Source organism: Paracoccus suum, from assembly GCF_003324675.1.
Classification (GTDB): Bacteria; Pseudomonadota; Alphaproteobacteria; order Rhodobacterales; family Rhodobacteraceae; genus Paracoccus; species Paracoccus suum.
Map to the genome: position 1 here is coordinate 375,789 of NZ_CP030918.1, position 25,675 is coordinate 401,463.

Consider the following 25,675-nt stretch of genomic DNA (forward strand, 5'->3'; position numbering starts at 1 on the left):
GGATGGCAGGGGAAGGCGTCAGGACAGGCTGGCGCGGTAATCATCATAGCCGAAGGTCCGCACAGTGCGGATCGCCCCGTCAGCCTGGCGTATCGCAATGGCTGGCATGGCGACGCCGTTGAACCAGTTCTTCTTGACCATTGTGTAACCGGCCGCATCGGCAATGCTGACCCGGTCGCCGATTTCCAGCGGGTGCGCGAACGCGGCCTCGCCGAAGATATCGCCCGCAAGACAGGTCTTGCCGGCGATCTGGTAGGCGTGATCGCCCGCGCTTGGCAGCTTGGCCTCCTCGCGGTAGATCAGCAGGTCCAGCATATGCGCCTCGGTCGAGCTGTCGACGATGGCGATGCGCTTGCCGTTGTCGAGCAGGTCGAGCACGCTGACCTCCAGCGTCGCCGACTGGGTGATGCTCGCCTCGCCCGGCTCGAGGTAGACCTGCACGCCATGGCGCTGGGCGAAAATCTGCAACCGCGCGGCCAACTCCTCCAGCGGATAGTCCTCGGCGGTGAAGTGGATGCCGCCGCCCAGCGAGACCCAGTCGAGGCGATCGAGGATGCCGCCGAATTCGGCCTCGATCCGGTCCAACTGGGCGCTGAACAGCTGAAAATCACGGTTCTCGCAGTTGTAATGGATCATCACGCCGCTGATGCGGTCCATCGCAGCCTCAAGCCGGTTCAGATCCCATTCGCCGAGGCGCGAGAAAGGGCGCGCCGGGTCTGCGAGGTCAAAGCCGCTGGTCGAAAAGCGCGGGTTCAGCCGCAGGCCGCGCGTGATCCCGTCCGCCGCGCCGGCGAAACGGTCGAGTTGGCCGAGGCTGTTGAAGATGATCTTGTCGGCATAACCCACAGCCTCGTCGATCTCGTGATCAGCCCAGGCCACGGAATAGGCGTGGGTTTCCTTGCCGAACTCCTCGCGCCCCAGCTTCAGCTCGAACAGCGAGGACGAGGTGGTGCCGTCCATGCTGTCACGCATCAGATCGAAAGCCGACCAGGTGGCGAAACATTTCAGCGCCAGCAGGCATTTCGCGCCCGACGCCTCGCGCAGGGCAGCGACGCGGGCCATGTTGGCACGCAGGCGTGCCTCGTCGATCAGATAGAAGGGAGTCGCGGGTTCGGACATCGGCGGCGGTCTCCCTACTCTCGCGGCGTGATGCTGCCATATAGGGGCCGGCCCGGCAGGGTGCAACTTGACCGCCGGCGCGACCCCGCGTCCGGCGAACGCTGGCGCATGCAGGGAGGCGCGACTAGGATCGCGGCGATGGACGATCTGCCCGCCCGGCCCCCGGCCCCCGTTTTCTCGCCTGATCAGGCCGCCGCCTGGGACACCCTCGCCGGCGATCTGGCCGCGGTCGGCGTCAGCCTGACGGGCGATGCCCCGCAGCCGCCCCAAGGCAGCCACGGCCGGGTCCGGGCGGTGCTGGGCAAGGCCGGCTCTGGCAAGACGCTGCTGCTGGCGCAACTGACGCGGGCGCTGCGCGAGGGCGGGGTCGAGGTGGTGTCGGGCGACTACGAAGGTCGCCGCAAGAAAGAGCGCCGCACCGTTGCGGTGCTCGCCCCGACCAACAAGGCTGCCTTCGTGCTGCGCACCCGCGGTGTTCCGGCGACGACCATCCACCGCATCCTCTACACCCCGGTCTATGATCCCCAGTACGAAAAGCTGGCCGACTGGCTGGCCGGCACGGGCGAGCGACCCGAGATCGAGGGCATGACGCCCGAGGCAATGGATCGCGCCAGGGCCTTTTATGACGCCCATGCCTCGATCCCTGGCGCGCTTGCGGCGGCGGGGCTGCGCGGGTCGGACTTCATTACCGGCTGGAAACGGCGCGAGGACGGGTTGGACATCGGGCTGGTGGACGAGGCCTCGATGCTCGACCAGCGCCAGTTCGATGACCTGCGTGAGATCTTCCCGACCTTGGTCCTGTTTGGCGATCCGGCCCAGTTGGCGCCGGTCGGGCAATCGGGCGCGATGGTGTTCGACAGTCTCAAGTCCTCGCAAAAGCTGATCCTCGACCGGGTGCACCGCCAGGCAGATGACAGCCCGATCCTGGATCTGGCCCATGCCCTGGGCGATCCCGCGGTGGATTTTCCGGCATTCGAGCGTCTGGTCGCCGATGCGGCGCGGCGCGATGCCCGGGTGGTCTGGGCCGAGCGCGTCGATGTCGACCTGCTGGCCCGCAGCCCGGTCCTGGTCTGGCGCAACGCCACGCGGGTGCGCCTGATCACCGCGTTTCGCGCCGCCCATGGCGCGCCGGGCGATGCGCTGCTGCCGGGGGAGCCGCTGATCTGCGACGGGATCGAGTTGCCGCTGAAGCACCGCAAGAAGCGCATCGACCTTGAGGCGCGGGGCCTCATCAAGGGGGCGCAGGTGGTCTATCTCGGACCCGGCCGCAGCCCGGGCTTTGCCCGCCTGCACGTTGTCGGGGCCGAGGATCCGCGCCTCTCGGCCGCCTCCATCATCAAGATCGAACTGCCCGGCGAGGAGGAACCCTTCATTCCTTCGGCCGCGCGCATGGGCGCGGCGTTCCTGCACGGCGCGGCCGTCACCATCCACAAGGCGCAGGGCAGCCAGTGGCCGGACGTGCAGGTCTTTGCCCCCGACATCGCCGCCGCGGCCTGGGCGGGGCGAATCGAGGCGGGCATCCCACTTTGGAAGCGCCTGGCCTATGTCGCGATCACGCGCGCGCAGGAACGCCTGCACTGGATCGTCCGCCCGCGTTTGTCACGCCCGACAAGGCCGCTGACGCTGGACGATCTGGATGCCGTGCGCGGCGCGCCGCTGGCGCTGCTGCCCGAGGCGGATGAGGGGTGAGGATCGCCTTGGGGGGCGGGCCGTTCGGTAAATCCACCAGGTGCGGTCCAGGAAATCGACGGCACTTTGGCGCCCCAGTCGGACGCCCGTCCCCCGTCAAAGATCGTTCGGCATGAGTTTGGCCGCCGCTTTCCTATCTCGCTTCGCGAGCGTCAGGTTCAAGAACCCCGGACCAGCCGCTCATCTGACATCTGGTCAGGCCCTCGAACGCTGGTTGAAGATCACTAAGCGACTCTTGCTTACCCTCCTCGCGCGGCCATGCGGTGCGCACAGGTTGACTAACTGATCGCGCCGACCACCTCCAACTCGCGGCGCGGTTCGGTTTCCGAACCCGCTGGCCAGCGGTCGGCGGAAGGAACTGCGGGACGCGCCCGGGGTGGCCGCCGCAGCGGGTCAGGGACTGCCGCCCCCTCGGCGACCCCGTCAGGCAGCGCGGACTGGGCGTCGTAGAGGCCGTGCAAAGTCTTGTCCCAATAGAAAGGATGCGCGACGACCTCGTAAATTGCTTTCCACGCCGCCAGACAGCCGAGCGGGAAATATAGCCAAGTGGACGGCACCCAGAGGGACAGGTGCCGCCGTGCCGGTGCCCTGACGGCCCAGGCGCCGACCACAAGGTTCACCACCTCGGCCGTGATCAGGGCGCCGACGAACAGCGCCATCCCCCGTCCGCCGGCGAGCGGTTTGATGACCCCTGCCATCGGATGGCCAAGGCCGAGGCAGAGCAGCCAATAGCTCCACAGCACGGGCGCGATCAGAAAGCCGACCACCGTGCCGGCCAGCTGCAATTGGAAGCTGACAAAGGCGCGCGGGCCGATGTCATGCCATAGCGCACGGGGCCGGCGCATATGCACCAGCCAGGTCATGAAATACCCTTTGTGCCAGCGTGATCGCTGCTTGACCCAGGCGCGGGGGCGGCAATTCGCCTCCTCATGGGTGACGGTATCCACCATCTCGGTGCGGTAGCCGTGGCGCATGAGGCGCAGGCCGAGATCGGCATCCTCGGTCACGTTCCACGCGTCCCAGCCGCCGACCTCGGCCAGGGCGTCGCGTCGAAAGAACAGGGTGGTTCCGCCCAGCGGGACGACCAGCCCGAGGCGCGCCATGCCCGGCAGGATGGCACGGAACCAACTGGCGTATTCGATGGTGAAACAGCGCGCCATCCAGTTGGTGCGGGGGTTGTAGAAATCCAGCACACCTTGCAGGCACACCACCTCGGGCGGGGCGGCGGCGAAATGGCGGGCGATCTTGTGCAGTTGCTCGGGCTCGGGCCAGTCCTCGGCGTCCCAGACCCCGATGATGCTGCCGCGGCAGAAGTTCTGGGCATAGTTCAGCGCCCGCGGCTTGGTCCGCAAGGGGCCGTCTGGCACCACGACGACGCGCATCCAGCGCGGCAGCGAGGCTGCCGCCAGGGCATCGCGAGTCAGCATGTCGCATTCCTCGACCACAAGAACGATGTCGGTCAGCTCGCTCGGATAGGTGAGGGCCGACAGGCGCCCGACGAGGCGGGCGGCGATATCTTCCTCGCGAAACATCGGCACCATGACCGAGATGACGGGCAGCGGCTGACGCATCTGTGCCGGGCTGCGCTGCAACTCTGCATAGGCGCGACGCTCTGCCATGATAGCGGCGTCCGCGCGCAGGCGGGCCGCGAAAGCGGCGGCCTTCATCACCGAGGCGGCGGCCAGCAGCCCCAGCGCCAGCAGCGATAGCCCGGCGAGGACGGATAGCGGCGCCGCCGCCAGCCCGACCGCGAGCGCACCGAGGATCAGGACGGCGACCTCACCCACCCGGCGCTCGTCCCGCGTGCGACAACTGAGCGCGGCGGGGGTGCGCAATTCGGCCTCGCGGATCAGGCGGGTGCGGCGGGTGGCGAGGATCGCGGCCTGCAGCCCGGCCTCGTCGGTCAGCACCATGCGCGCCTGGGCAAAGGCGGGCGGCAGCAGGGCGAGCGCGGCCTCGAAACCTTCGGGACGGCACGTGGCGACAAAGGGGATGCCGCCGATGCGGCGCCACGGCACCACCCCATGGGCGAGGCACAGCGGTGCGCCAAGGGCGTCGATCATGCGCGGATCGGGCGGGCTATGGGCCAAATCGACATGGCCGGTGCGCCAATGCCGGGCCAGTGCCCGCCGCAGGCCGGCGTCCGTCAGCCAGCCGCGCGCGATCAGGATCTCGGCCAGCGGCGCATCCTCGCGCTGCTGGATCACGGAGGCCTTCAGCAGATCGCCTGACCGCACCTCGCCCGCATCGAGCAGGATCTGCCCGAGCGAGGGCGGCCGCCGCACCGCCGAATCGGCCGTCCCTTGCTGAGGCGGAGCCATTCCGCGCCGCAGCGGAACCACGCGGCGGTCTGACGGGGATTTTTCTCCAAGCAGATCAGTCTGATCCCTGCGGGCAGCGGACGAAACTGCGCCGATCGGAATGACGACTGGTTGGATCATGATGGCCCCGCGCATATCAGCGGGGCCAGATTGGCGGGGTAAAGCCTAAGAAACCGTTAAGGCCAGCCTGCCCAGGTCAATCGGCGCGACGGGTGCGCATCTCGGTCGCGAAGCGGTCGAACAGATAGGCGCTGTCCTGCGGGCCGGGGCTCGCCTCGGGGTGATACTGGACCGAGAACACGGGCCGCCCGCTCAACTCGATCCCGCAGTTCGAGCCGTCGAACAGGCTGACATGGGTTTCGACCACGCCATCGGGCAGGCTTTGCGCGTCGACTGCAAAGCCGTGGTTCATCGAGGTGATCTCGACCCGGCCATCGGCGTTGCGGCGCACCGGGTGGTTGGCGCCGTGGTGGCCATGGCTCATCTTGATGGTCCGGGCGCCGACGGCGAGGGCAAGCATCTGGTGGCCGAGGCAGATGCCGAACAACGGCAGGTCGGGCTGGTCAAGCAACTCGCGGATCATCGGCACGGCGTACTCACCCGTCGCCTCGGGATCACCGGGGCCGTTGGACAGGAATACCCCCTCGGGATTGTGCGAGAGCACCTCGGCCGCAGTGGCGGTGGCAGGCAGCACGACGATTTCGGCCCCGGTCTGGGCCAGCGAGCGCAGGATGTCGCGCTTGGCGCCGTAGTCGACCGCAACCACCTTCAGCGGGCGGTCCGCCTCCGGGTCGGCCGCGGCGAAACCCTCGCCCCACTGCCACAGCCGCTCGTCCCAACGATAGCTTTGCCGGCAGCTGACCTCGCGCGCGAGGTCCAGACCGACGAGACCCGGCCAGCCGCGGGCGCGGCGCAGCATGTCCTCGATGTCGAACTCGCCATCCGCGTTGTGGGCCAGTACGCCATGCGGGGCCCCCTGCTGGCGGATCGCGCGCGTCAGGCGGCGGGTGTCGAGGCCGCCGATGCCGATCCGCCCGCGACGGCGCATCCAGTCGTCCAGCTCGCCCGCCGCGCGCCAGTTCGAGGCCTGGGTCGGATCCCAGCGCACCACGATCCCGGCCGCCACAGGATCGGTAGCCTGGTCATCCTCGGCGGTGATGCCGGTGTTGCCGATATGCGGGAAGGTAAAGGTGACCACCTGCCCCGCGTAGGAAGGATCGGTCATGATTTCCTGATAGCCGGTCATCGCGGTGTTGAAGACCAGTTCGGCCACCACCTCGCCCGTCGCGCCGAAGCCGCGACCGTAGAACACGTCGCCATCGGCGGTGACAAGGCAGGCGGTCGGGCGGTCTGACGGGTCGGACATGGGGACACCAGCGGCTGAAAGGGGCGGGACCGGGCTTAGGCGCGGGGCGGGCGGCGGTCAAGCGGGGGGCACCGGCCGGGGCGGTTTCCCATGGCGGCCAGTTCGCCTATCATGACGCGGCAAAATCACGGCGGAAGGATAAGACATGGATCTGCGCGAGCGGCTGGCGGACGAGACCAAGGTTGCGATGCGCGCCCGTGACGCCGAGCGTCTGTCGACGCTGCGCCTGATGGCAGCAGCGATCAAGGATCGCGAGATCGCCCATCGTGGCGAGGCCGGGGTCGACAGCGCGCTGACAGATGCCGACCTGTCGGCCCTGCTGGCCAAGATGATCAAGCAGCGCCAGGAATCGGCCCGCGCCTACGAGGAAGGCGGCCGGCTGGAGCTGGCGGCCAAGGAACAGGCCGAGGTAGCCCTGATCCAGGAATTCCTGCCCCGCCAACTGGACCCGGCCGAGGTCGACGCCGCCATCGAAGCCGCCATCGCCGCGACCGGAGCCACCGGCCTGCGCGACATGGGCGCCGCGATGAACGAGTTGCGTGCCCGCCACGCCGGGCAGATGGACTTTGGCAAAGCCGGCGCCGCGCTTAAGGCGCGCCTCATGCAGCAGGGAGCCGGATGATGAAAGCGACGTCCAAGGCCCAACAGCACGCCGCCGGCGCCGCCCTGTCGGCCAAGCGCGGCGAGACCAAGGTCAGCGACCTGAAGGGTGCCAGCCGCGAGATGTATGACAGCATGACCGAAGCCGAGTTGGACGAGATGGCCTCGGTCAAGGCCTCGCGCCTGCCCGAGCACAAGGACGAGTGACTGGCGGCGCTCAGGCGCCCTCGAACGCACACAGCGCCTGGACGGGCAGGCCCAGCGCCTCGATGCGCTCGCGCCCGCCGAGCGCCGGCAGTTCGATCACGAAGCCGCAGCCGATCACCTCGGCGCCAAGCCGGCGGCAGAGGCGGATCCCGGCCTCGGCCGTGCCGCCGGTGGCCAGCAGGTCGTCCACGATCAGCACCCGCTCGCCGCGCAGCAAGGCGTCGTCATGCACCTCCAGCACCGCCTCGCCATATTCCAGGACGTAGCTTTCGCTGATGACGGCGCCGGGCAGCTTACCCTTTTTGCGGATCGGCACGAAGCCGGTGCCAAGCTGATGGGCGACGGCGCCCCCAAGGATAAAGCCACGCGCCTCAAGCCCCGCGACCTTGTCGATGTCCATCCCGGCCCAGGGGTGTAGCAGCTGATCGACGGCCATCCGAAAGCCGCGGGCATCGGCAAAGAGCGTGGTCACGTCGCGAAAGACGATCCCCTCATGCGGGAAATCGACGATGCTGCGGATGTAGTCCTTGACGGTTTTCACGGCCGCTCCATCTCGAACATGTCGGTGATGACGGCGTAATCCTTGTATCCGGCGCGCGCCAGCCAGCCGCCGGCCGCGCGGGCGTCGAACCGGCCATCGACAACGCAGTCCTCGCGCAGATGGATGCCGGTCGCGACGCCGATCACCAGCCAGTTGGCCACACCCGCCAGCGGAAGCACCTGCGTTGCCCGGCATTCGATTGACGCCGGGGCGTCAGCCACGCGCAGGCAGTCGATGGTCTCGCAGGGGATCGCACGGATCGCGCAGGCGTCGAATTCGCTGGTGCCCGCAGGAAGTGCCGCAGACGAGGCGACCACTGCGGCACGGTGATCAAAGCCAGCGATGTTGACGCAGAATACCCCGGTCTCGACGATATGGGCCACACTGTCCTTGGTGCCAGGGCGGTCGCCCTTGGCCGAGGTCGAGGCGAACATCAGCTGCGGCGGCTGATAGGCTACGGCATTGAAAAAGCTGTAGGGCGCCAGGTTGTCGCCATCCGCGCCACGGGTCGAGATCCAGCCGATCGGCCGCGGCGCGATCAGCGCGTTCCAGGGATTGTGGGGCAGGCCGTGGCCGGCCTCGGGGCGATAGAACATGGTCGGTCCCTTCCTTGCGCGTGCCGTATCCGCATCACGGAATGTAGCATGCGCGCAAGGGGGGCATGTAACAGCGCCAGCACCAGCACGGCGCCCTGCGGCCGCTTTCCCTCGATCCCGGGTCATGGTATCGGGCGCCGCGTTTCGCCACGCGCCACGCGCTGCCCGCCGCCACCCGAAAATCTCTGCCGAGGGCCGCTGCATGTACGAACTCTGCCCTGAAACCGAGGCCGACACCGCAGAGGTCGAGGCGTTGCTGGACCTGTGCTTTGCGCCTGGCCGCACCGCGCTCAGCAGCTATCGCCTACGCGATGGCGTGCCGCCGGTGCCCGGCCTTTGCCTGACGCTGCGCGGCGGCGATGGCGGGCTGGTCGCGGCGATCCGCTATTGGCCGGTGCGCGTTGCCAGTCTGCCCGTGTTGTTGCTGGGTCCCGTCGCGGTCCACCCGACCGCGCAAGGCGAGGGCCTCGGCGGCTACCTTATGCGTGAGAGCCTGGGGCGCGCGGGCCGCACGGGCTGGGCGCGAGTCATGCTGGTGGGCGACGCTCCCTACTATGGCCGGTTCGGCTTCCGCCGGCTCGAAGGGGTCGTCATGCCGCCACCGACCAATCCCGACCGCGTGCTGGGACTGGAACTGACGCCCGGCGCGTGGGTTGATCTGCGCGGGCCGGTCGAGCGCGAGGCCGCCCCATCCGTTCACGCAGCCCTGGCCGAGATGGCGGAGGCACCGGGAACGATGCCACCCTGCCGCGAGGTTGACCCGACCGAACCCGCCGCGCGTCCCCCTCCGCCGAGGATATAGCTACCGATGACCACCCCCGCCCCCCGCCAGGAAATCCTGCCGCCGATCACGGACCCCACGGTCCGCGCCACCATCGAGCGCCTCGCCCGCATCCACAAGAATGCCGGCGGCCTGGGGATGGAGGTTCTGTCGACCATCGGCGGCAGCGCCGAGGGAATGCTGCGCAAACTTCCGGCTTTTGTGCGGAACCGGATCGACCGCATCGTTCGCACCGCGCTGGAAAGCGCGATCCACGCCGCCAGCGCCTCGCGCAGCGTGGTCCGCGACCGCAGTGATCTGGTCAACCGGCTGGCCTCGACGGCATCGGGCGCGATCGGCGGCCTTGGCGGGCTGCCGGGCGCGATGATCGAACTGCCGGTGACCATCACGATGCTGATGCGCGCGATCATGGCGATCGCCGCCGAACACGGGTTCGACCCCGAGGATGACCGGGTCAAAGCCGAGGCCCTGCGCGTGTTCGCCGCAGCTGGCCCGTTCGAGGCTGACGACGGCACGGACCTCGGCCTGCTGGCCGCCAAGGTCTCGATCACTGGCCAGACCCTGCAGGGGCTGGTCGCCCGCGTCGCGCCGCGCCTTGCCGGCGTTCTGGGACAAAAGGTCGCCGCCCAGGCGACGCCCGTGCTGGGGGCGGTGGCGGGTGCGTCGATCAACTTTACCTTCACGCGCTACTACCAGCAGGTCGCGCGCGTGCATTTCGGCCTGTGGCGCCTGTCTGAGGAAACCGGCATCCCGCGCGCGGCCCTGGCCGAGGCGCTGGAACGTCGGCTGATCGAGATCGACCCGCGTCACGGCGCCCGCAAGGCGTGATGCATCGAATGCAAAACATTCAGCGCCGCCCGCCGGACTGAATGTCTTGGCACTTAACGGGAAATCAACCTCACCATGGCCAATGTCGCACAGCGAGATTCGCCATGCGTGAGATAGAGGCCCCATGTTTACCATCAGTATCCGGCGACTAGGCATCGCAACTTCGGCGGTGGCGGTCGTCAGCACCTTCTTGACCTTGGCAGGGATTCTCTACCTCGGGCGGATCGCGGAGCAGACCATCGACGCCAGCGACAACCGCTATCAGTCCAGCCAACTGGCGGCCGACCTGCTGCAATACGGGGACGACCTCACCCGGCTCGCCCGAACCTACGTCATCACCGGCAACCCGGCATTTCAGGCGCAGTATAATGACGTGCTAGCCATGCGGACCGGCAAGAAGGCCCGTCCCAAAGGCCCTGGCAGCCTTTACTGGGGCTTTCTCGCTGCCGGCCGGGAGCCCCGCCAGGCAACTGAGCCGCCGCGCTCGCTGGCCGATCTGATGAAGGATCAGGGCTTCGCCCCTGACGAGTTGAACCTGCTGGAGCAAGCCCGCCAACGGTCCGAGAACCTGGTGAAGCTCGAGGTCGAGGCAATGAACGCCGCCAAGGGCATCTTCAAGGACGGCGAGGGCAGGTACACGGTGACCCGCGCGCCCAACCTGCCCCGCGCACGGCTGCTGCTGAACTCGGCCGACTATCATGCCACCAAGGCCGACATCCTGGTTCCGGTGCAACAGTTCTTTGACAAGATGAACGCGCGCCTCGACGGCACGCTGGCGGACCTGAAGGCGCGCCAGGATGCGGTCCGCCTCGCCGCCGTGTTTCTTGCGGTACTGTCGATCCTCGCGTCGCTGGCTGCCGCTGCGATGCTGCAACTGCGGGTGCTGCGTCCCCTGACAATGATGCGCGACTCGATGGCTCGCATGGGCGCAGGTGATCTGTCACAAAGCGTGCCGCTGTGCGATCGCCCCTGCGAGATCGGGCAGATCGCCCGCGAGGCCGAGAAATTTCGCGTCCAGGCAGGAGAGACCGTGCGGCTGTCCGAAGAGGTCAGGCGTACCGCGCAGGAGGCCGCGCGTCACGCCAACGCCCAGCGCATCGCCGCGCAGGAGGCGATGGAGTTGTCGGCGCGCGAACAGCAGCGCATGGCAAAAGAGGTCATGAGTGCCGAAAAGGCCGCCCGCTTCCAGGACGAGGTGGCCCGCGTGGTCGCAGCGGCCAAGGACGGGAACCTGTCCGTTCGCGCGCGGATCGAACAAGACTATGCCGTCGGCGCCGAAATCGGCGGCGGCCTAAATGAGCTGCTGTCGACGCTCGAGGCGACTTTTACGGAACTCAGCGATGTCCTCGGACGAATCGCCGCCGGGGACCTGTCGACGCGCGTGGAGAGCCGGGCCAAAGGCCAGATCGGCACGGTATTGACCTCGACCGAGGCCGCGCGCCGCGCGCTGAGCGATCTGGTCGCCAAGACCCGCCACAACGCGGAGAGCTTCGTCGAACTGGCTGGCTCGATCGCCGGTGCGGCGCGCGATCTGTCGCAGCGCACCGAGACCAACGCCGGCACCCTCGAGGAAAGCTCGGCCGCCCTGACAGAACTGACGGCCTCGGTTCGCTCGGCCGCCGAGGGCGCAGAGCGTGCTGACCGCATCGGCCGCGGTGCCCGCGACGAGGTGGAACACTCGAACCAGATCGTCACCGAGGCGATTGCCGCCATGAGCCAGATCGAGGCGTCCTCCAAAAGAATCTCGACCATCGTCAATGTGATCGAGGGAATTGCCTTCCAGACCAACCTGTTGGCCCTCAATGCGGGCGTAGAGGCCGCTCGCGCAGGCGAGGCCGGCCGCGGCTTTGCGGTGGTCGCGTCCGAGGTGCGCGCCCTCGCCCAACGCTCGTCCGAGGCGGCGCGAGAGATCAATGGCCTGATCTCGCAAAGCACCGAGCAGGTGACGCGCGGTGCCGATCTGGTCGGACGTACCGGCGATGCGCTGCAGCGTATCCTGACCTCGGTCGGCGATATTTCTGCCCAGATCTCTGCCATCGCGCTGTCTTCGCGCGAGCAGTCGATCGGCCTCTCGGAAATCGACACGGCGGTGCATCAACTGGACGCAGCCACACAAGACAACGCCGCGATGGTGTCCGAGACAAGCAATTCCTCGAAGGTGTTGGCGGATCAGGCGGGCGAGCTGCTCGACTCCGTCGCGCGCTTTCGCCTGCCGGGGCATAACGCACCGCGCAGGGGCGACGATACCACGTCACACAGGGATATTCGCCTTGCCAGCTAGGTTGTGGTCGAGCCGTGCGAGACGCCTTGCAGCAACTTGCGCAGGATAACTCTGTATCCGGGCCGCTCAGCCCGCCGGAACGGCCGCGGTCGCCAATGCGGCATCGATCACGGCTTGGGCACGGGCGGCGGCAGCCTCGATCGTCGCCGAGAGTTCGGCGATGTCCGTCGCGCCTGCTTCGCGCAGCAAGAATGTCGTGGCGCCAATGCCCAGTGACGACAGCTTGGCATCCCGCGCGTCGATCAGCCTCTGGGCGGCCCGGATCCTCCAGAACAGGCGATGGGCTTGGGCCAGAACCGCCTCGTCAGCGGGAGTGATAAGGCCGGCCCGGCGACCGCCGCGCAGTTGAGCCGCTGTCGCCCGCGCCGGGTCCGCCGCCCGCAGGGCGAGGCTTTGCGCCAGCAACTCAATGTCCTGCAGCCGGCCGGGACCGTTTTTGACATCCTCCGTGCCGGCAGACGCTTTCGATTCGAACAGCCGCGCGCGCATCTCGGCAAGATCGGGCATGACCTGCGGACCCGGGCCTCGCGAGGCAAGCACCTCTCGCCTCAGGCCCTCGACCTCACCTGCCAGTTCCGCGCCGGTTTGTGCGGGGGGGCCGCCATCGCGGCTCGCCGGAGTTTCCGCCGCGGAGGTCCCGGCCGCCGGCACCCGGGGCTCGCCTACGGGTCCTGCCGGATTGTCGCCGGCAGCGGTCTGATCCAAGACGCCGGCCTCATTTGCGGCACCAACCGGATCAAGGGCGTGGTGGGCACCGGCCCGATCCGAGGAGCTGGCGGCCTGGGGCGCGGTCGCCTGAGCCACGGGACCCGACTGATCCCCGCGCTCCGTCTCGCTCGGGCTCCGCGAAATACCGGTCTCTCTCTGTGCCCCCTTCCCCGGGCCGCAAAAAGCGACGATCCGGGCACGGGTCAGGGCCAGATGCTCCCACGTCCACGCTTCGGTCATCTGGTAGTCGCGAAATGCGGTCAGAGAGGTTGCGACGGGGCCCTGCCGGCCAGACGGACGCAGGCGCATGTCGACCTCATAAAGGCGGCCCTCGGCGGTCGGGGCGGTCAGCGCCGTCAGCAGGGCTTGCGTCAGCCGGGCATAATAGGGCCGCGCACCCAGCGACTTGGGGCCGGACGAGGCTTCGATCCCGGCGGCATCATAGATCACGATCAGGTCCAGGTCCGAGGCTGCGTTCAGCCGCCGCGCGCCGAGCGAGCCCATGCCCATGACCACCGCGCCCGCGCCCGGCGGCGGGCCATGGCGGCGCGAAAATTCGGCCTCCACCAGCGCGAACAGCCCCGCGATGACGGCATCCGCCACATCGGCATACTGGACCCCCGCCTCGTCGGCATCGATGAGGCCGCGCAGGTGATGGACGCCGATGCGGAATTGCAGGTCGTGCACCAACCGCCGCGCGGCATCAAGGGCGCGCTCATACCCTCCCCCCGGGGCACTCATCGCCGCGCCGAGCGCGGCATCCATCGCCTCGCGCAGTCCGGCCGCGCCGGGCCAGGGCGCAAAGAAACTGCCGGCGATGACCGAATCAAGGACACCCGGATGGCGCGCGAAATAGGCGGCGAGCCCGGGGGCAGTGCCGCAGATATCCGCGACCAGATCGACCAGTGGCGGGTTGGCCTCGAAAAGCGAAAACACCTGCACACCCGCGGGCAGGCCCGCCAGAAAGCCGTCGAACCGCGCCAGAGCCGCTTCGGGATCGGCGGCGCGGGCGAGGCGGGTCAGCAGGTCGGCCTCGATCCGGTTGAACACTTGGCGGGCGCGATCGGACCGCAAGGCCGGATAGCCGCGCCAGGCACCGATCAGCGCCTCGGCCTGCGGCGACAGGTCGGGCCTTGGCTGCGCTTCGGCCGGCGCAAAGAACGCACCGGTCAGGGTCTCGACCCGCTGCAGCCGGTCCCGGATTGCCTGTGCCCAGGCCACAGTATCCGCAGCACCCGACAACCGCGCAACGGTGTCGAGCGCTGGTCCGGCCGGCGGCAGGACATGGGTCTGGGCGTCGCCCACCATTTGCACGCGATGCTCGACCTCGCGGTGGTGGCGATAGTGGTCGGTCAACTCACCCGCGACATCCACCGGCACCCAGCCGGCGGTCGCGAGGGCGGCAAGCCCCTCCACGGTGCCGCGTTGCCGAAGTGCCGGGTCGCGCCCGCCGGCGATCAGCTGGCGGGTCTGGGTAAAGAACTCGATCTCGCGGATGCCGCCTTGCCCCAGCTTCATGTCGTGGCCGGCGGCCTCGATCGGGCCGTGCAGGCCCTTGTGGTCGCGGATGCGCAGGCGCATCGCATGGGCATCCTCGATCGCCGCGAAATCGAGGTGCTTGCGCCACACGAAGGGCCGCAGGGCTTCCAGAAAACGGCCGCCCGCCGCCAGATCGCCCCCGCAGGGCCGGGCTTTGATATAGGCCGCCCGCTCCCATGTGCGTCCCTCGGCCTCGTAATAATCCAGCGCCGCCGAGGCCGAGATGCAGACCGGCGTCACCGACGCATCCGGGCGCAGGCGCAGGTCAGTGCGAAAGACGTAACCTTCGGCCGTCAGGTCCGACAGCGTCGCCGCAGCGCGGCGCGTCACCTTGATCAAGGCGGCACGCGCCTCCTGCCGGTCGCCGGGATCATAGGCGTCGTCGTCGTAGAGGACGATCAGGTCGATATCGCTGCTGTAGTTCAGTTCGCCCGCGCCCATCTTGCCCATGGCGAGCAGGATAAGCCCCCCGGCGTCCGCCCCGCCTTGGGGCATCCGCCCTCGCGCCTGTTCGGCTGCGAGATGGGCGCGAAAGGACAGGTCGACTGCGCGGTCCGCCAAGGCGGTCAGTGCGCCGGTGACTCGCTCCAGCGGCCAGACTCCGCCCAAATCGGCCAGTGCCGCCAGCAACGCCACGCGCCGCTTGGCCCGCCGCAGACCGACGCCGAGGGCCGCGGCGTCCAGCGCCTCCAGCCCCGCGGTTTCGGTCGCGACCGGGTCCGCCTCGGGCGACCATTGCGCGATCGCACCCTGCAACCACGCACCCTCGCGCTCGATCAGACCTGCAAGGTAGGGGCTGGAGCCGGCGGCCCCGCTAATCAGGCCAGCCAGATCGCCCTGCGCCCAGAGGCAGGACGCGGCCGCAGCCGCGCCGCGCGCGGGGTCGAAAGGCAGCGGCAGACGGGTGATGGCGTCGGCAAAAGGCATCCCGTCAGCCTAGCGCCGCCCAACGCCGCGTCAACGCGACCAATCCGCTTGGCGTGGCGTTCCGGTGTTGTTAGGGTCGGGCTTGACCTTCGGAAAAAACGCCGAGCCGCCCGCACGATGAACCGCGCCTTCGTCTGCCCTTGCGGCCTCCGAGCCGTCCGGTTGCCGTGATGCGGCATACACTGTCCCACACCCCGCAATTCTACGTCACGGCGCCGCAGCCCTGCCCCTATCTGCATGGCCGAGCCGAGCGCAAGCTGTTCACCGCCCTTGGCGGCGATGGCGCGGTCGAGTTGAACAACACCCTGTCGCGGCAGGGTTTTCGCCGCAGCCAGAACGTCCTTTATCGACCTTCTTGCGAAAGCTGCGTGGCCTGCATGTCGGCCCGCATCCGGGTTGACGACTTCAAGCCCTCGCGCACGCAGGGCCGGGTCGCGCGGCGCAATGCGGACTTGCAGCGCCTGACGACCAGCGCCTGGGCCACCGAGGAACAATACGATCTGTTCCGCACCTATCTCGACTCCCGGCACGCCGACGGCGGTATGGCGGACATGGACGTGTTCGAATTCGCGGCGATGATCGAGGAGACGCCGGTCCGCACACGGCTGATCGAATACCGGCTCGGCCCGCAGGCCGCAGAGGGCGGGGCCGGACGGCTGACGGCGGTCTGCCTGACCGACGTGCTCGATGACGGACTTAGCCTGGTCTACAGCTTTTACGACCCGGCCTTGGGCGCTCGCAGCCTGGGCACGCATGTGATCCTGGATCATATCGCACTGGCGCGAGCGGCCGGGATGCCCTTCGTCTATCTGGGCTACTGGGTGCCGGGCAGCCGGAAGATGGACTACAAGGCGCGGTTCGGAGCGCTGGAGATCTACAAGGGCGGCGTCTGGCGCGAGATTGGCGATCCGAACTCCCACAATGACGAGGCCCATCCGCTGTCGGTCGATCCCATCGTCGAGCAAGTGACCCGCATTTCCTTGCCGAACGGCGCAACGCGCTGATATATCCTTGCGCACGTGCCTCGTCTTTCGACATAAAATTACGTTGAAACGGCGTTTACGGTCACTTTTTATCGCGCGGGCCGTTGACCCTGTCGCAGACGGCTCATAGGTTGCGGCCCGCGGCAAGCGACACCGGGTCGTTTCTTTTTGCGCAAATTACGTGAGGTCGGCATGTCCCAGACGATGACGGGAGCGAGAATGGTGGTCGAGGCCCTGCGCGATCAGGGCGTCGACACGGTATTCGGCTATCCCGGGGGCGCTGTCCTTCCGATCTATGACGAGATATTCCAGCAAAACGACATTCAGCACATCCTCGTCCGGCACGAGCAGGGCGCAGTGCATATGGCCGAGGGCTATGCCCGCTCGACGGGCAAGCCGGGTGTGGTTCTGGTGACCTCGGGGCCGGGCGCCACCAATGCGGTCACGGGCATGACCGATGCGCTGATGGATTCCATTCCGCTGGTGGTGCTGTCGGGACAGGTGCCGACCTTCATGATCGGCACCGACGCCTTTCAGGAGGCGGACACGGTCGGCATCACACGGCCCTGCACCAAGCATAACTGGCTGGTGAAGGATACCGACACACTGGCCGCGACCATCCATCGCGCCTTCGACGTCGCGACCATGGGCCGGCCCGGTCCCGTGCTGGTCGACATCCCCAAGGACGTGCAGTTCGCGACCGGCACCTATACCCCGCCAGCCGTCCCGGCGGAGGCGGCGCGCAAGGCCCCCCCGCCGGACCGCGAGGCCATCGCCCGACTGGTCAACCTGATCGAGCAGGCCGAGCGGCCGATCATCTATTCGGGTGGTGGCATCATCAACTCGGGCCCCGAGGCCAGCCGCCTGCTGCGCGAGTTTGCGGACGGCGCGGGCTTTCCCATCACTTCGACGCTGATGGGCCTCGGCTGCTACCCGGCCTCGGGCAAGAACTGGCTGGGCATGCTGGGCATGCACGGCCTTTACGAGGCCAACATGGCGATGCACGGGTGCGATCTGATGATCAACCTCGGGGCGCGCTTTGACGACCGGATCACCGGCCGAGTCGCGGATTTCTCGCCCGGCTCGATCAAGGCGCATGTCGATATCGACCGCTCGAGCATCAACAAGGTGATCCGCGTCGATGTGCCGATCGTCGGCGATGTCGGCGAGGTGCTGGCCGAACTGCTCGCCCAGTGGACGGCGCGCGGCCGGCGCACCAACAGCGAAGCTGTCGGCCGCTGGTGGATCCAGATCAAAGAATGGCAGGCACGCGACTGCCTTGCCTATCGCAAATCCGAAAAGGTCATCAAACCGCAATACGCTCTGGAGCGGCTGGAGGCGTTGACCCGCGACCGGGATCGCTACATCACCACCGAGGTCGGCCAGCACCAGATGTGGGCGGCGCAGTATCTGAAGTACGACGAGCCCAACCGCTGGATGACATCGGGCGGCTTGGGGACGATGGGGTACGGCCTGCCGGCCAGCATCGGCGTGCAGGTCGCCCATCCCGAGGCCCTGGTCATCAACGTCGCAGGCGATGCCAGCTGGTTGATGAACATGCAGGAAATGGGCACCGCGATCCAGTTTCGCGCGCCGGTCAAACAGTTCATCCTGAACAACGAGCGCCTGGGCATGGTCCGCCAGTGGCAGCAACTGCTGCATGGCGAGCGCTACAGCCAGTCCTGGTCAGAGAGCCTGCCCGATTTCGTCAAGCTGGCCGAGGCCTTCGGCTGTCGCGGCCGTCAGGTGCGTGATCCGGCCGAACTGGACGACGCGATCCGCGAGATGCTGGAATACGACGGGCCATTTATCCTGGATGTGCTGGTCGAAAAGCACGAGAACTGCCTGCCCATGATTCCGTCGGGCAAGCCCCATAACGAGATGCTGCTGAGCGATTCCGAGGCGGCCGAAGACATTGGCTCGGCGATCAACGCCGGCGGCGCGGTTCTGGTTTAGGAAACGATGATGGCACTGAAACTCGACAGCGGCGCATCCAGCCATTCCGCCTATGATCTGCGCGACCCGAACCTGCAGGGCGAAGAGCGCCACACCCTCGCCGTCATGGTCGAGAACGAACCGGGCGTGCTTGCGCGCGTGATCGGCCTTTTTTCTGGTCGCGGCTATAATATCGACAGCCTGACCGTGGCCGAGGTCGACCATACCGGCCACACCTCGCGCATCACGATGGTCACGCGGGGCACCCCGGCGGTGATCGAGCAGATCAAGGCCCAACTCGGCCGGATCGTGCCGGTCCATGACGTGCATGACCTGACCGTCGAGGGGCCTAGCGTCGAGCGCGAGCTTGGCCTTTACAAGGTGCAGGGACAGGGCGAGCGTCGCGTCGAGGCGCTCCGCATCGCCGAGATTTTCCGCGCCAAGGTGGTTGATTCGACGCTTGAAAGCTTTGTGTTCGAGGTGACCGGGGCGCCCGAAAAGCTGGATGCCTTTGCCGATCTGGTGCGCCCTCTGGGATTGATGGATATGGCGCGCACCGGCGTCGCGGCGCTACGGCGCGGGGCCTGAGGCGCCGCCTCAGCGACGGCCCGAATAACTAGCTCGCAGCGAGGACGCGCTGCGGAAGGACAATGATCTCGGCGGTGGGCGGGGCGGTGTCGTTGCTCTGGATCACCGACAGATGGGACGCACGGCCGGTCAACATCTGCGGCAGCGGCGAGACGACCGAATCACCCAAGGGTTTGACGCAGCGGGCGCAGCGCAATTCGCCTTCGACCTCGGTATGCAATTCCAGCATGTCTCCCGGCTCGGGCCATCCATATTCAGCGGGGTAATCGATCCGGCCCACAAGATAGGCCAGCGCAGCATGGTCATCGCACCAGATGACCGCTTGCTCGCGTACTCGATTGCTCCAAACGACGACACCGATCATCAATTTTTCCCCGGCCCTTGCGCGATTGCCACGCGCTTGGCCGACAATTAGGCGCTTTGACGCAAAGTGAAAGCGTTTTCATATCCAAACGCTACGTCGGAGGCAGATTGCCGCGCCTCGTTGTGATTCAGTAAAATCGGCCTCGCTGCAGGTCCGCAACTGCACGTTGAACCGTCGCAATTCGTTCCGCCCGGGCCGGGTGCGAGCCAAGTACGCGATTGCCCGGATCGGGAATGCGCATGAAGAACTGTGCCCCGTGCAGCGGATCGTATCCGGCGTTCCGGGTAATGATCGCGCCCAGATAGTCGGCCTGCAGCTCCCAGTCCTTGGAATAATAACGCGCGCCGAACTGCGCGCCGAACTGCTGGGCGCCCTGGATCGCGCGAGGATCGGCCCCGCCGACGCTGGCCAGCGCCCCGAAAATCAGCGCTCCATTGCGGGCCGAGGCGTTCTTTTGCGTGATGTGGTTGAGAATATGGTGCGAGGCCTCGTGGCCCACCACAAATGCCAATTCGTCGGCATTTCTTGCCGCGGCAATCAGCGCCAGCGTAAAGCCGATAATCGGACGGCCATACGGATCAACCGCCTGGAACGCGTTGATCTCCTGGCGCGGGTCGGATTCGACGGTGAACTGGAAGTCGCAGTTGATCGGTGCCGTCCGACGCTGCAGGCACTCGCGCTCTACGGCTGGCTCCATCCGCTTCAGGACCTCCACGAAGGCACGCGCGGTGCCGGCGGCATCCCCGGAAAAGTCGCGCGAGGCTGTGGCCGGGGGCGGCGCCGTACGCACGGGCGCTGTTGGCGCGTACACCGGAGCGGAAACCGGTGCGCAGCCCGCCAGAAAGGACATACCGGCCAACAGGGCCGCAAGTGAGGCGCGCAGCGTCATGTCCCATCGTCTCCGTAGCTGACCAACCGGTCCGGGTGCAGTTTGGCCCGCGCGCGCTGCGGCTTCAACCGGCGCCATTGCGGCCAGCGCCCACTCACGCGATTGTTGGCGCCGACCAGAGGGACTGCAGATGTTCACCATAGAGCACGAATTCGACGCCACCGTCATCACGCTGGTGGACGAGGGCCATGGGGAGGCCCGCCCGCTGGAGGAAGATGTTGTGATCCTGGGTTTTGATGACCGGGTGGTGATCGAACAACCGGACCCGCTAAGCGGGCTGGTACGGCGAATCACGCTGAGCATGGCGCAACTCGCCGACCTGCGCGCCGCGCTCGATCTGCCCGAGGGAAGTTATCGTTTGCGGCCAAGAGGTTAGGCGGATATAGGCGCGCGGACACTGCGGGCCTGGTACCATCAATGCCATCGGCCAATCCTTGCCACCCCTTTTATGTTTGCTTGACCCGTCAGCCAAGGCCGGGCCAAACAGCCGCAAATTCAGCGGGGATTCCCATGCCAGTTCGCAGCGATGCAGCTCTCGCGTTTCTGGCAAGCCGCCGGTCGGTGCCACCGAAACTCCTCAGCGGACCGGGCCCGGAGGGCGCGGCGCTGGAACAGTTGCTGACCCTCGCCATCCGGGTGCCCGACCATGGCAAGCTCGCGCCCTGGCGGCTGATCGTCCTGTCCCGAACGCGGCTTGATCAGATGGTGGCGCCGATCACCGCTGCCATGACCGCACAGGGCGCGGGCGAGGCGGTAATCGCCAAGGCGATCTCGGCCCTCGCCTCGCCTCTGATTGTCGCAGTGATCTTGTCCCCAGTCGCCAGCGACAAGATTCCCCTGCGCGAGCAGGTGATGTCGGCGGCTTCGGTGTGCCTGACGCTGCTGCAGGCCGCACTGGCCGCAGGTTGGGGAGCCGCCTGGCTGACGGGCCCGCTGGCAGAGGACAAACTGGCGCGAGACCTGTTGGCCCTCGGCGAGGGCGAGAGCGTCGCGGGCCTGATCCACATCGGCCGCTTTGACGGCGAGGCCCTGCCCGACCGTCCACGCCCCGAGCTGGCGGACAAAGTGAGCTTTCTCTAGCTTTCCCCCTGCTGTACGCTTGTCGGGACGGGTGCTGCCGCCTGTCGCCATTGCGAGATCAAATGTCGAGCGAGATTGACAGCGTCCTCGCGGCTATTTCCGGCTGCTACGCCGGCTTTTGCGGCGGTCATGCTGCCATGGCGGAGCGCTATTGGCTGCACCCGGCGATGATCGTCGACACATCCGGCGCGCGGAAGGTGGGCGGTAGCGACGAACCGCAATGGCTCGGCAGCTGCGGGTTGCGCTGTGCCATCAGCGCCGCCCCCGCCCAGGTCCGGCTGTACCGGCGCCTGGGGCGGGACCTCGCCAGCGTCAACATGGCCCAGTATGAACATCCCGGCCGGCCCGCGGGCTGTCCGCTGCCCGTCGGAACGTTTTTCCTGAACCGCCAGTCCGACGCATCCACTGACGTGTGGCGCATTCGCATGCTGGCGCGCAGCGTCTGACATGGTGGTTCTCAGGGCCCTCGTGCTGGCGCTGTCAGACATGCTTCGGCCGTCCCTGCTGGGGCTGGTCGGCCGCGCGCTGCTGCTGACGCTAGCGGTGCTGATTGCCCTGCAGGCCTCGGTGACGGTGGCCATCCGGCTTTTCGCGCCGCACGACCTCGACCTGCCCTGGCTGGGGACGGTGGCGGTCGGCAATTTGTTGTCCTGGGGCTCGCTGGCGCTGCTGCCGGTGCTGGCGCTGGTGCTGATGGCGCCGGTCGCGGCGCTGTTCTGCGGCATGATGTCGGACAACGTCGCCTCGCGGATCGAGGGCATCCACTACCCGGCCCGCCGCGGCCGCGAGCAGTCCTTTCGCGCCGGTCTTGCCGATGGCATCTCCGTCATGCTGATCGTGCTGGTCTTCAGCCTGGCCATGCTGGTGCTGTCGCCGGTGCTGGGGCCCGCCGCGCACCTGCTGTTCTACGGTGGGAACGGCTGGCTGCTGGGACGCGAGTTCTTTCAGTCCGCCGCCGTCCGCCACCTGCCCGCGGTCGAAGCGGCGGCGCTGCGACGGTCGATGTCAGGCAAGGTGACGGCCGCCGGCACGATGGTCGCCCTGCTGCTGACTGTGCCGGTGCTGAACATCCTGGTGCCGGTGATGGCGATGGCCGCCTTCACCCACCTCTATCACCTCAGCGCCGCAGGATCTGATCCCAGGTCCCGATATCCGCGCGGGTAATCCCGCCTTTGAAGATGACTAGGGCGATGATGCCCCACAGGATTGTCGTGATCACCGTCGTCCACAGCGCCTTGCGGCGCAGCGCCGGCTCGTGCGGCGCGCCGGCCGGCGTGCCGGGTACGACCTCGCCCATGTCGGCCTGGCTGCGCTGGCCAATCGGCAACAAGACGAACATGACCAGAAACCACAGCACGGCATACAGGACGACTCCGCCGGTAAGGTTCATTGCGCATCCTTTCGTCTCAAGCTGTCCTTCTACAGGGCACACCCTCGGTTGAAAAGAACGGGGCCGTTAACGGCGCATTAAGCGGCCGGGCTTTCTAATGGGCTCAGAAGGGCGATTCGCCCCGGACCAGAAGGGGACCCAAGATGATGCAGCTGCATGTGAACAAGCAGCCACCCGAGCACCCGCCGGCGGTCGCTGCGCCTGCCCGGACCGCCGCGCGGCCGCTTGCCGGGCTGACGGTGCTGGTGGTCGAGGATTCGCGCGTCGCCAGTGAGGCAGTGCGCCTGATCTGCCTGCGCTCGGGTGCGCGCATTCGCCGCGCCGACTGCCTCGCCTCGGCGCGCCGTCACCTCGCCACCTACCGCCCGGCGGTGGTTTTGGTCGACATGGGCCTGCCCGACGGCGACGGGGCCGAGTTGATTCGCGCGATTGCCCACATCGCCCCCCGCGTCCCGGTCATCCTGGGAATCTCGGGCGAGCCCGCTGCCCGTGGCCGCGCCCTCGCCGCCGGCGCGCAGGACTTCCTGACCAAGCCCGTCGAGAGCGTGGCGGTATTCCAGCAGACGATCCTGAACGCCCTGCCCGAGGACGCGCGCCCCAAGGGCCCGCGCATCCTGCCGACCGAGCTGGTGGTGCCAGATGCCGCCGCTCTGCGGGACGATCTGGCCCATGCCGCGACCTTGCTGGAGGACGGAGTCGAGCGAAGCGACCGGACCTACCTCGGCCGTTTTGTCGCCGGTGTCGCGCGATCCGCCCATGACGCGGCGCTGGAGGACGCGGCCGAGGTGATGCTGTCCGATCAGGCGCGCAGTACCGACCGCGCCAGCCCGATGCCCGCGGTCCATCGCCTTCAGGCGCTGCTGCGCAAGCGGCTGTCGGATCTGCGCGCGGTGTAACGCAGCGACAGGCGCCAGCCGGTCAGCCTGCCTGCCGGTCACGCCCCATCAGGGGCTCGCGCTGACGGCCCTCGGCGTCGAAATTCGACGGCGCCAACCAGGCGTCCCAGCGCGCGCGAATGGCGGGCCAGTCGCGATCCGTCATCGCAAACCAGGCGGTATCGCGATTGCGGCCCTTGATGATCATGTGCTGGCGAAATACCCCCTCGGGGGAAAATCCATAGCGGTCCGCGGCCGCGCGAGAGGGGGCATTCAGCGCGTCGCATTTCCATTCCACGCGGCGATAGCCGTTCCGGAACGCCCAGCCGACCATCAGCATGATCGCCTCGCTCGCCGCGGTGGTACGCTGCATGGCGGGGGTGATCATGATATGGCCGACCTCGATCACCCCATTCGGGACGTCGACGCGCATCAGCGAGCCGAGGCCCAAGGCCCGTCCGCTCGCCTTGTCGACAAAGGCATAAAAGCAGGGATCGCGGCCGGCCTCGACTCCCTCCATCCAAGCCCGGTATTCGGCCTCGGACCGAAACGGGCCGTATCCGAGATAGTCCCAGATCCAGTCCGCCCCATGGGCGGCCGCGTGGATGTCAGCGGCGTGCCGCGCCGCGTTCAGACGTTCGAGCCGGACGGTGCGCCCCTCGATCACCGCGTCATCGCCCGGCGCGGGCGGCGGGGTAAAGCCGACGACCGTCTCATCGATCGGGCGGGTCGGATCGGCGGGGGACTGGGACATGACGACCTCGCTGCTGGTTGCGGGCAGCATGGCGGTCCCGGCAATTTGCGCAAGGGTGGGAGGAGTTGCCCGCGCCCGGCTGCCTTCGCGCGCGAGCGAAAGCGGCGTGCCCTACAGCAGAATCCCCGGATTCTGCCCAAGATCCAGCCCGGGAAATACCGTCCCGGTCAACCGCGTGGCGTCAATGCCGAACAGCCCGGCCATGGCCCAGGCGGGATAGGCGCGCACGTCGCGGGTCGGCATCAGGTCGCGGTCCTCGAACAGCTTGCCATCCGCAAGGCCCGGCCAGTCGCCATAAACCCGCCCGCCGCGGACCGCGCCGCCCGCCATCAGCATCGCCCCGCCGGTGCCGTGGTCGGTGCCCTGCGTTCCGTTCTGTCGCACGGTGCGCCCGAACTCGGTCAGGGCCATGACCGTGGTCCTGTCCCAATGCGGACCCAGATCGCGCTGCAGGGTCAGGATCGCCTCGGCCAGTTGCTTCAGCGCGCCGCCCAGCACGCCCGGTTGGTTCTTGTGCGAATCCCAGCCGGTTATCGAGAAGCTGGCGATCCGCGCCTCCTCATTCAGGCGCGCAGCGCTGTAGGCGGCCAGCCGCGCCGCGTTCGAGGGGCGCGGCGCGTCCTTGGCCTGGGGGGCGGCGTCGGCGTTCATCACCTCGGTCGCGCGGGTGTCGATCTCGATCGCGGCCTCGGCCGCCTGTCGGAACAGGGGATCGTCATGATAGACTTGGCCTAGCAGCAGTTGCGCCTGCGGGGTCAGGGCCAGATCGGTATCGGGCTCCCAACTGCGGATCGGGGCTCGCCCGGCCAGCAGCAGCATCTCCTGCGCGCCCACCGACCAAGCAGTCTCGGCGCTCGTCTCGGGCATGGTCTGCAGCAGCCGGTTCAGCCAGCCGTCCTGGCTGGACGGTACCGGGCCGTTGCCGGCAATCCCGGCCTCCAGCAGGTCCTGCCCATCGAAATGGCTGCGCTTGTCGCGATAGGGCGTCGCGACCGCATGGGCGAAGGCCAGCTGTCCCTTTTGCCACAGCGGCATCAGCGACTTCAGCGCGGGGTGCATGGCATAGAACCCGTCGAGGTCCAGCGCCCCGCCCTGCGGTCCCATGCTGAGGGCAGGGCGCAGGCGGCGCAGGTCCGGATCTCCATAGGGCTGCACGACATCAAGGCCGTCCATCGCGCCGCGCAGGATGATGACCACCAGCCGGTTCTCGCCGGGCATCGCAGCAAAGCTGACCGGTGTGAACAGCGGCATGGCCGCGGCAGAGCAGCCGATCAGCGCCGCACCCTTCAGGAAAAAGCGTCGGTCCATCGTCCG

24 protein-coding genes and 1 pseudogene are annotated in these 25,675 nt (G+C 67.7%); 14 read left to right on the forward strand and 11 right to left on the reverse strand.

The features are described 5' to 3' along the window. Positions 1-18: 18 nt before the first annotated feature. Positions 19-1,119, reverse strand: a complete 1,101-nt coding sequence (locus DRW48_RS01805) for a carboxynorspermidine decarboxylase (protein WP_114074916.1) — start codon at positions 1,117-1,119, stop codon at positions 19-21. A 138-nt stretch (positions 1,120-1,257) separates the two neighbouring features. Between DRW48_RS01805 and DRW48_RS01810 the strand changes: the two genes are divergently transcribed. Then, entirely contained in the window at positions 1,258-2,808 is a 1,551-nt protein-coding gene (locus DRW48_RS01810; RefSeq protein WP_114074917.1) for an ATP-dependent DNA helicase, read from the forward strand. A 278-nt stretch (positions 2,809-3,086) separates the two neighbouring features. Here the strand turns inward: DRW48_RS01810 and DRW48_RS01815 are convergent, their stop codons facing one another. Next, positions 3,087-5,129 carry a glycosyltransferase family 2 protein gene (locus tag DRW48_RS01815; protein ID WP_114077288.1) on the reverse strand — a complete coding sequence of 681 codons (2,043 nt, stop codon included), beginning with the start codon at positions 5,127-5,129 and terminating at the stop codon, positions 3,087-3,089. 196 nt (positions 5,130-5,325) lie between these two features. Continuing rightward, positions 5,326-6,495, reverse strand: a complete 1,170-nt coding sequence (carA, locus tag DRW48_RS01820) for a glutamine-hydrolyzing carbamoyl-phosphate synthase small subunit (protein WP_114074918.1) — start codon at positions 6,493-6,495, stop codon at positions 5,326-5,328. Positions 6,496-6,640: 145 nt separating this feature from the next. On the opposite strand from carA, the gene DRW48_RS01825 reads away from it, so the two are divergent. Both DRW48_RS01825 and DRW48_RS01830 read left to right on the forward strand, forming a co-directional pair. Then, complete coding sequence (locus DRW48_RS01825; RefSeq protein WP_114074919.1) at positions 6,641-7,117, forward strand: GatB/YqeY domain-containing protein; 477 nt, start codon at positions 6,641-6,643, stop codon at positions 7,115-7,117. Beyond that, positions 7,117-7,302 (forward strand): DUF3008 family protein, encoded by a 186-nt coding sequence (locus DRW48_RS01830; protein ID WP_114077289.1) that lies wholly within the window; start codon positions 7,117-7,119, stop codon positions 7,300-7,302. The genes DRW48_RS01825 and DRW48_RS01830 overlap by 1 nt, the downstream gene beginning before the upstream one ends. Before the next feature lie 10 nt (positions 7,303-7,312). Here the strand turns inward: DRW48_RS01830 and DRW48_RS01835 are convergent, their stop codons facing one another. Next, positions 7,313-7,843 carry an adenine phosphoribosyltransferase gene (locus tag DRW48_RS01835; RefSeq protein ID WP_114074920.1) on the reverse strand — a complete coding sequence of 177 codons (531 nt, stop codon included), beginning with the start codon at positions 7,841-7,843 and terminating at the stop codon, positions 7,313-7,315. After that, complete coding sequence (locus DRW48_RS01840; protein ID WP_114074921.1) at positions 7,840-8,439, reverse strand: flavin reductase family protein; 600 nt, start codon at positions 8,437-8,439, stop codon at positions 7,840-7,842. The genes DRW48_RS01835 and DRW48_RS01840 overlap by 4 nt, the downstream gene beginning before the upstream one ends. Positions 8,440-8,641: 202 nt before the next feature. Between DRW48_RS01840 and DRW48_RS01845 the strand changes: the two are divergent. The 3 genes and pseudogenes from DRW48_RS01845 to DRW48_RS16230 all read left to right on the forward strand — a co-directional run. Further along, positions 8,642-9,124: pseudogene (locus DRW48_RS01845) on the forward strand (GNAT family N-acetyltransferase); the annotation flags it as partial. 123 nt (positions 9,125-9,247) lie between these two features. Next, the gene (locus DRW48_RS01850; protein WP_114074922.1) at positions 9,248-10,048 is read left to right on the forward strand and encodes an EcsC family protein; all 801 of its coding nucleotides are present in this window, start codon (positions 9,248-9,250) and stop codon (positions 10,046-10,048) included. A 124-nt stretch (positions 10,049-10,172) separates the two neighbouring features. Continuing rightward, positions 10,173-12,329 carry a methyl-accepting chemotaxis protein gene (locus tag DRW48_RS16230; protein ID WP_114074923.1) on the forward strand — a complete coding sequence of 719 codons (2,157 nt, stop codon included), beginning with the start codon at positions 10,173-10,175 and terminating at the stop codon, positions 12,327-12,329. 66 nt (positions 12,330-12,395) lie between these two features. Here DRW48_RS16230 and DRW48_RS01860 read toward each other — a convergent pair whose 3' ends face one another. Then, complete coding sequence (locus DRW48_RS01860) at positions 12,396-15,503, reverse strand: [protein-PII] uridylyltransferase family protein (RefSeq protein ID WP_114074924.1); 3,108 nt, start codon at positions 15,501-15,503, stop codon at positions 12,396-12,398. Positions 15,504-15,673: 170 nt separating this feature from the next. Here DRW48_RS01860 and DRW48_RS01865 point away from each other — a divergent pair, with 170 nt between their 5' ends. From DRW48_RS01865 to ilvN, 3 genes are all read left to right on the forward strand, one after another. Continuing rightward, positions 15,674-16,507 carry an arginyltransferase gene (locus DRW48_RS01865; RefSeq protein WP_114074925.1) on the forward strand — a complete coding sequence of 278 codons (834 nt, stop codon included), beginning with the start codon at positions 15,674-15,676 and terminating at the stop codon, positions 16,505-16,507. Positions 16,508-16,678: 171 nt separating this feature from the next. Continuing rightward, positions 16,679-18,442: an acetolactate synthase 3 large subunit gene (locus DRW48_RS01870; RefSeq protein WP_114074926.1), complete on the forward strand. Its 1,764-nt coding sequence runs from the start codon at positions 16,679-16,681 to the stop codon at positions 18,440-18,442. A 6-nt stretch (positions 18,443-18,448) separates the two neighbouring features. Then, positions 18,449-19,009: an acetolactate synthase small subunit gene (gene ilvN, locus DRW48_RS01875; protein WP_114074927.1), complete on the forward strand. Its 561-nt coding sequence runs from the start codon at positions 18,449-18,451 to the stop codon at positions 19,007-19,009. Positions 19,010-19,037: 28 nt separating this feature from the next. On the opposite strand, the gene DRW48_RS01880 is transcribed toward ilvN, so the two are convergent. Continuing rightward, positions 19,038-19,373: a hypothetical protein gene (locus DRW48_RS01880; RefSeq protein WP_114074928.1), complete on the reverse strand. Its 336-nt coding sequence runs from the start codon at positions 19,371-19,373 to the stop codon at positions 19,038-19,040. 127 nt (positions 19,374-19,500) lie between these two features. After that, positions 19,501-20,262, reverse strand: a complete 762-nt coding sequence (locus DRW48_RS01885; protein ID WP_114074929.1) for a M48 family metallopeptidase — start codon at positions 20,260-20,262, stop codon at positions 19,501-19,503. Positions 20,263-20,392: 130 nt separating this feature from the next. Here DRW48_RS01885 and DRW48_RS01890 point away from each other — a divergent pair, with 130 nt between their 5' ends. The 4 genes from DRW48_RS01890 (at position 20,393) to DRW48_RS01905 (ending at position 22,506) form a co-directional block, all read left to right on the forward strand. Further along, complete coding sequence (locus DRW48_RS01890) at positions 20,393-20,638, forward strand: hypothetical protein (protein WP_114074930.1); 246 nt, start codon at positions 20,393-20,395, stop codon at positions 20,636-20,638. A gap of 134 nt (positions 20,639-20,772) precedes the next feature. After that, complete coding sequence (locus DRW48_RS01895; RefSeq protein WP_114074931.1) at positions 20,773-21,342, forward strand: nitroreductase family protein; 570 nt, start codon at positions 20,773-20,775, stop codon at positions 21,340-21,342. Between the two features lie 62 nt (positions 21,343-21,404). Beyond that, positions 21,405-21,788: a hypothetical protein gene (locus tag DRW48_RS01900; RefSeq protein WP_114074932.1), complete on the forward strand. Its 384-nt coding sequence runs from the start codon at positions 21,405-21,407 to the stop codon at positions 21,786-21,788. A gap of 1 nt (position 21,789) precedes the next feature. Next, positions 21,790-22,506 carry an EI24 domain-containing protein gene (locus tag DRW48_RS01905; protein WP_241963335.1) on the forward strand — a complete coding sequence of 239 codons (717 nt, stop codon included), beginning with the start codon at positions 21,790-21,792 and terminating at the stop codon, positions 22,504-22,506. Here DRW48_RS01905 and DRW48_RS01910 read toward each other — a convergent pair. Further along, complete coding sequence (locus tag DRW48_RS01910; protein WP_114074933.1) at positions 22,460-22,732, reverse strand: DUF1467 family protein; 273 nt, start codon at positions 22,730-22,732, stop codon at positions 22,460-22,462. The genes DRW48_RS01905 and DRW48_RS01910 overlap by 47 nt on opposite strands. 143 nt (positions 22,733-22,875) lie before the next feature. On the opposite strand from DRW48_RS01910, the gene DRW48_RS01915 reads away from it, so the two are divergent. Then, on the forward strand, positions 22,876-23,628 hold the full coding sequence (locus DRW48_RS01915; RefSeq protein WP_241963336.1) for a response regulator: 753 nt from the start codon (positions 22,876-22,878) through the stop codon (positions 23,626-23,628). Between the two features lie 22 nt (positions 23,629-23,650). Here DRW48_RS01915 and DRW48_RS01920 read toward each other — a convergent pair whose 3' ends face one another. Both DRW48_RS01920 and DRW48_RS01925 read right to left on the reverse strand, forming a co-directional pair. Beyond that, the gene (locus tag DRW48_RS01920) at positions 23,651-24,361 is read right to left on the reverse strand and encodes a GNAT family N-acetyltransferase (RefSeq protein WP_114077293.1); all 711 of its coding nucleotides are present in this window, start codon (positions 24,359-24,361) and stop codon (positions 23,651-23,653) included. 111 nt (positions 24,362-24,472) lie between these two features. Next, on the reverse strand, positions 24,473-25,669 hold the full coding sequence (locus tag DRW48_RS01925) for a DUF1501 domain-containing protein (RefSeq protein WP_114074934.1): 1,197 nt from the start codon (positions 25,667-25,669) through the stop codon (positions 24,473-24,475). Positions 25,670-25,675: the final 6 nt, after the last annotated feature.